Origin of the sequence: Kitasatospora sp. NPDC059146 (genome assembly GCF_042786665.1) — a bacterium.
Lineage (GTDB): Bacteria > Actinomycetota > Actinomycetes > Streptomycetales > Streptomycetaceae > Kitasatospora.
In genome coordinates this window covers 1-5518 of record NZ_JBHZCY010000239.1, presented here as the reverse complement: position 1 = coordinate 5518, position 5518 = coordinate 1, and the positions used below count along the sequence as shown (strand labels likewise).

Sequence of the window (5518 nt, the reverse complement as noted above, 5' to 3'; positions counted from 1 at the left end):
GGGTGGGCGCTCCGGGGGCTGGGTGATTTTCCGACCGCCGACCCTCATCGAGGGGGGTTGAGACCGTTGGCGGTCTGAAAATCACCCGCAACGCCCCTCTCCGCACCCACCCCCTCCACCGCCCCCTCCCGCAGCGCGTCCCTCTCGCCTCGGTCGGGTGGGGAGGTGGGTGGGGGGTGGGTGTTGGTGGGGGCGCGGGTGTTGGTGGGTGGGTGCGTCCTTGGGGGCGGGGTATGGGTGTCGGTATGGGTCTTGACGAGATGGTGGTGCCGGCGACCGAGGCCGGGCGGGACGGGTTGCGGGCGGTTCTGGCGGCGCCCGGTGAGGCGGTGGTCGCCCTGGACTTCGACGGGACGTTGGCGCCGATCGTGGCGGATCCCTCGCGGGCGCGGGCGCATCCGGGCGTGGTGGGGGCGTTGCGGGGGTTGGCGGCGGTGGTGGGGGCCGTCGTGGTCGTGACCGGGCGGCCGGCGGGGTTGGCGGCGGAGTACGGGGGGTTCGCCGGGGTGCCGGGGCTGGTGGTGCTGGGGCACTACGGGGCCGAGCGGTGGGAGGCGGGTGAGCTCTCGGCGCCGGAGGTGCATCCGGGGGTCGCGGGGGTGCGGGGCGCGTTGCCGGGGGTGTTGGAGCGGGTGGGGGCGCCCGAGGGGACGTGGGTGGAGGACAAGGGGCGCTCGGTGGCGGTGCACACGCGGCGTACGGCGGAGCCGGAGCGGGCGCTGGAGTCGTTGCGCGGACCGGTGGGGGAGTTGGCGGCCGAGTACGGGCTGGTGGTGGAGCCCGGGCGGCTGGTGCTGGAGTTGCGGCCGCCGGGGGTGGACAAGGGGGCGGCGCTGACCGGGTTCCTACGTGAGCGCGGGGCGCGGGCGGTGCTGTACGCGGGGGACGACCTGGGGGACGTGGCGGCGTTCCGGGCGGTGGAGGAGTTGCGGGGGCAGGGGCTGGCCGGGCTGTTGGTGTGTGCCGGCGCGGTGGGGGACGCGCCGGTGCGGGAGCTCGCCGACCTGGCGGACGTGGTGGTCGACGGGCCCGACGGGGTGGTGGAGCTGTTGGGGGCGTTGGGGGAGGCCCTCAGAGGGCGTTGAGCTGGTCGAGGAACCACTGCTGCGGGGGGAGCGCGGTGGCCGCGGCGGCCAGGCGCTTGGTGCGGTCGGCGCGTTCCCCGGGGCTCATGGTGAGGCCGGTGTGCAGGGCCTCGGCGGTGGCGATGACGTCGTACGGGTTGACGGTGAGGGCGTCGTCGCCGAGTTCGGCGTGGGCGCCGGCCTCGCGGGACAGGACGAGGGCGCAGCCGTGGTCGGAGACCACCGGGACCTCCTTGGCGACCAGGTTCATGCCGTCCCGGATCGGGTTGACGAGGGCCACGTCGGCGAGGCGGTAGGCGGCGAGGCTGCGCGGGAAGTCGTCGTTGACGTGCAGGATCAGGGGCTGCCAGGCGGGGGTGGCGAACTCGGCGTTGATGGCGGTCGCGAGGCGTTCGACGGCGGCGGTGTAGTCGCGGTACTCGGCGAGGTCGGTCCGGGACGGGTAGGCGAAGGCGATGTGGACCACCCGGTCGTGCCACTCGGGGCGGGTGCGGAGCAGGTGCCGGTAGGCCTGGAGGCCGCGGACGATGTTCTTGCTCAGCTCGGTGCGGTCGACCCGGACGATGGTGCGGCGGTCGCCGACGGCGGCCCGGAGGGCGGCGAGGCGTTCGTCGACGTCGGGGCGGTGGGCGCGTTCGCGCAGGAAGTCGGTGTCGGCGCCGAGGGCGTGCACGCCCAGGTGGGTGGTGCGGCCCTCGTGGGTGACGGTGAGGGCGGCCGGGTCGAAGGCGGCGCCGAGCAGGTCCTCGCAGCAGGCGGCGAAGGCGCGGGCCCAGCGTTCGGTGAGGAAGCCGGCCCGGTCGGCGCCGAGGATGCCGGTCAGGACGGCCCGGGCGACGTCGTCGGGGAGCAGCCGGTAGTACTCGGGCGGCGCCCACGGGGTGTGGGAGAAGTGGCCGATCCGCAGGTCGGGGCGGGCTTCGCGGAGCAGCGCCGGGGTGAGGGAGAGGTGGTAGTCCTGGACCAGGACGGCGGCTCCCGGGGCGGCCTCGGCGGCGAGGGCGTCGGCGAAGGCGGCGTTGTACGCCTGGTAGGCGGCCCACTCGGTGCGGAAGCCGGCGTCGAAGGAGGGCGCGGTGGGGGTCGCGTAGAGCAGGTGGTGGACGAACCAGAGGGTGGAGTTGGCGACGCCGTTGTAGGCGCGGGCGAAGGTCTCCGGGTCGATGTCGAGCATCCGTACGGCCTGTCCGCCGACCTCGTGCCCGGCGAGGTCGAGGCGGCCGGCGGGGGCCTCCCGGGCGGCTCTGCGGTCGGCGTCGCTCAGCGCGGCGCAGACCCAGACGGCGGTGGGGTCGTCGATCGCGGACAGGCCGGAGACCAGGCCCCCGCCGCCGCGGCGCAGGGTCAGCGTGCCGTCGTCGGCGGTGCCGAAGGACACCGGTCCCCGGTTGGAGGCCACCAGGACGGGGGCGGTTCCGGTCGCACTCGAACGTTCGGTCGTGAGATCGCCCATGGTTGGGATGTTGCCGGGGGGTCGGGGCGGCAAACCCGTCAGCGGCGGGTGGCGTATTCCGGGACGGTGTGCATCGGGGGGCGTTCCAGGGCCGTCACGGGGTGGGTGTGGGCGGTGAAGGCGCGGGTGTGGGGGTCGCGGGTGAACTGGGTGAGGTGGGGGTGGACGAGGTCGGCGGAGGCCTTGAGGCGGTGGGAGCGGTCGAGGCGTTCCAGGGCGGTGCGGTAGATGGTGGCGGCCATCCGGCCGAGGGCCTGGCCGTCCTGGTGGCGGTGGTGCCGCACGCCGACGTCGACCTGGGCCAGCGCGTCGAGGCCGACCTGGTCCAGGGCGTCGACCAGGAGGCCGAGTTCGACGCCGTAGCCGGTGGGGAAGGGCAGCCGTTCGAGCAGTGAGCGGCGGGCCGCGTACTCGCCGCCGAGGGGCTGGACGAAGCCGGCGAGTTCCGGCCAGTGGAGGTTGAGCAGGGGGCGGGCGACGAGTTCGGTGACCCGGCCGCCGCCGGCCGGGACGATCGCGCCGCTTTCGGTCTCGAGCGGGCGGTCGTACATGGCCTTGACCAGGTGGATGTCGGGGTCGGTGAGCAGCGGGCCGACGATGCCGGAGACGAAGGCCGGGTCGAACTCGCGCAGGTCGGCGTCGATGAAGCAGACGATGTCGCCGTGGGTGACCAGCAGGGAGCGCCAGAGCACCTCGCCCTTGCCGGGGACGGCGGGCAGCCGGGGGAGGATCCGGTCTCGGTGTTCCACCCGGGCGCCGGCCTCCGCGGCGACGGCGGCGGTGGCGTCGGTGGAGCCGGAGTCGACCACGACGAGTTCGTCGACGAGCGGGATCCGGTCCATGAGCTCGCGCCGGACGGTGCGGACGATGTCGCCGACGGTGGCCTCCTCGTCGAGGGCGGGGAGGACGACGCTGACCGTCCGGCCGGTGCGCCGTTTGGCGGCGAGGAGGGCGTCGACCGGCCGCTCGGCCGCGCTCCACGAGCGGCGGCGGAGCCAGGACGCCGCCTGTGGGAGGAGGGCGTGGGTCGGTTCGGCGGGCACGGTGACTCTCCTCGGCGGGATCGGGTGGGACGGGTCATCTCGCTTGGCGGACGGTCCCGTTCAGGGTTGGCGCCTTCGGATACAGTCTTCGTACAGCGGTCGGACCTTTGCACGCCGGGGTCGCCGCTGCGCACCACCACAATTTCACAAGCTCATCCAGAGGGACTGAGGGAACGGCCCGTTGACGTCCCGGCAACCTTCTCGCTCGGCTGTCGTTGACAGGCCCCGGCGGGACAGGTGCCAATTCCGGCCTGTGGCGCGACCGCGCCGCGGGGAAGATGAGGAGAGAGGCCTCCGCCATCATGGCTATCGACATCGCCGCACCTGTTTCCGTCGACCTCGGCCCCGCCGCCGCCCTGTCCTGTCGGGAGTGCGGAACCCGCTTCCCGCTCGGCCCCAGCTTCGCCTGTGTGGAGTGCTTCGGGCCGCTGGAGATCGCCTACGAGTTCGGCGGCGAGCGCGCCGAGGAGCTGCGCAGGCGGATCGAGTCCGGCCCCGCGTCCATCTGGCGGTACGCGCCGCTGCTGCCGGTGCCGGCCGACGTCGCCTCGAAGCCCAACCTGAACCCCGGCTGGACCCCGCTGGTGAAGGCGGACAACCTGGGCCGGGAGCTCGGGTTCACCGCGCAGCTGCACGTCAAGGACGACTCGGGCAACCCGACGCACTCGTTCAAGGACCGGGTGGTGGCCTGCGCGATCGAGGCGGCCCGGGCGTTCGGCTACACCACGCTGTCCTGCTCGTCGACCGGCAACCTGGCCGGTGCGGTGGGTGCGGCGGCGGCCCGGGCCGGGTTCCGCTCCTGCGTGTTCATCCCGCACGACCTGGAGCAGGGCAAGGTCGTGATGGCCGGGGTGTACGGCGGTGAGCTGGTCGGCATCGAGGGCAACTACGACGACGTGAACCGGTTCTGCTCGGAGCTGATCGGGGACCCGGCCGGCGAGGGCTGGGGCTTCGTCAACGTCAATCTGCGGCCGTACTACGGCGAGGGCTCCAAGACGCTGGCCTACGAGATCTGCGAGCAGCTCGGCTGGCGGCTGCCGGAGCAGATCGTCATCCCGATCGCCTCGGGCTCGCAGCTGACGAAGATCGACAAGGGTCTGCAGGAGCTGATCAAGCTGGGCCTGGTGGAGGACCGGCCGTACCGGATCTTCGGCGCCCAGGCCGAGGGCTGCTCGCCGGTGTCGGCGGCGTTCAAGGCCGGCCGGGACGTGATCAGGCCGGTGAAGCCGGACACCATCGCCAAGTCGCTGGCGATCGGCAACCCGGCGGACGGCCCGTACGTGCTGGACATCGCCCGCCGGACCGGCGGCGCGGTGGAGGACGTCACGGACGCGGAGGTGGTGGCGGCGATCCGGCTGCTGGCCCGGACCGAGGGGATCTTCGCCGAGACCGCGGGCGGGGTGACCGTCGGTGTGCTGAAGAAGCTCGTGGAGACCGGTCAGCTGGACCCGTCCAAGGAGACCGTCGCGATCAACACCGGGGACGGCCTGAAGACGCTGGACGCCGTCTCCGAGGCGGGCATGACCGCCGTCATCCGCCCGACGCTGGACTCCTTCCACGCCGCCGGCCTCGCGTCCGTCTGATCCACCCCCCACCCCGCTAGGAGAGTCATGAGCGCCAACGTCCGCATCCCCACCATCCTGCGCACCTACACCGGCGGTGCGGCCGAGGTGCCCGCCGAGGGGGCCACCCTGGGCGAGGTCATCGCCGACCTGGAGCGCAACCACGCGGGCATCGCGGCCCGGATCCTGGACGACACCGGCAAGCTGCGCCGCTTCGTCAACGTGTACGTGAACGACGACGACGTGCGGTTCGCCGAGGGCCTGGCGACCGGGATCGCGGACGGTGCGAGCGTTTCGATCATTCCGGCGGTGGCCGGCGGCTGCTGAGCCGTTCCCGCTTCCCGGCCGTCCGCGCGTACGGAATTCCGCTCCCCG

Annotated in this window: 5 protein-coding genes and 1 riboswitch; of the genes, 3 read left to right on the top strand and 2 right to left on the bottom strand. The window is 73.5% G+C overall.

Annotated elements, in window-relative coordinates; translation table 11 throughout:
- Window positions 1-245: 245 nt before the first annotated feature.
- Window positions 246-1085, top strand: coding sequence for a trehalose-phosphatase (gene otsB / locus ACFXPX_RS43385; protein WP_375888702.1), 840 nt, complete (start codon window positions 246-248; stop codon window positions 1083-1085).
- Here otsB and ACFXPX_RS43380 read toward each other — a convergent pair.
- Window positions 1072-2538, bottom strand: coding sequence for a trehalose-6-phosphate synthase (locus ACFXPX_RS43380; protein WP_380645064.1), 1467 nt, complete (start codon window positions 2536-2538; stop codon window positions 1072-1074). The genes otsB and ACFXPX_RS43380 overlap by 14 nt on opposite strands.
- A 38-nt stretch (window positions 2539-2576) precedes the next feature.
- On the bottom strand, window positions 2577-3581 hold the full coding sequence (locus tag ACFXPX_RS43375; RefSeq protein WP_380530520.1) for a glucosyl-3-phosphoglycerate synthase: 1005 nt from the start codon (window positions 3579-3581) through the stop codon (window positions 2577-2579).
- A gap of 149 nt (window positions 3582-3730) precedes the next feature.
- A riboswitch (SAM riboswitch) is annotated at window positions 3731-3866 on the top strand.
- Window positions 3867-3883: 17 nt separating this feature from the next.
- Between ACFXPX_RS43375 and thrC the strand changes: the two genes are divergently transcribed.
- Both thrC and ACFXPX_RS43365 read left to right on the top strand, forming a co-directional pair.
- A complete protein-coding gene (thrC, locus tag ACFXPX_RS43370; protein ID WP_380530517.1) occupies window positions 3884-5164 on the top strand; it encodes a threonine synthase in 1281 nt (426 codons plus the stop codon).
- Between the two features lie 27 nt (window positions 5165-5191).
- A complete protein-coding gene (locus tag ACFXPX_RS43365) occupies window positions 5192-5470 on the top strand; it encodes a MoaD/ThiS family protein (RefSeq protein ID WP_375888691.1) in 279 nt (92 codons plus the stop codon).
- Window positions 5471-5518: the final 48 nt, after the last annotated feature.

Bases quoted from the DNA above. Each gene is read 5' to 3' on its own strand.
- thrC (WP_380530517.1), top strand. From the start codon at position 3,884: ATGGCTATCGACATCGCCGCACCTGTTTCCGTCGACCTCGGCCCCGCC.
- ACFXPX_RS43365 (WP_375888691.1), top strand. From the start codon at position 5,192: ATGAGCGCCAACGTCCGCATCCCCACCATCCTGCGCACCTACACCGGC.
- otsB (WP_375888702.1), top strand. From the start codon at position 246: ATGGGTCTTGACGAGATGGTGGTGCCGGCGACCGAGGCCGGGCGGGAC.
- ACFXPX_RS43380 (WP_380645064.1), bottom strand. From the start codon at position 2,538: ATGGGCGATCTCACGACCGAACGTTCGAGTGCGACCGGAACCGCCCCC.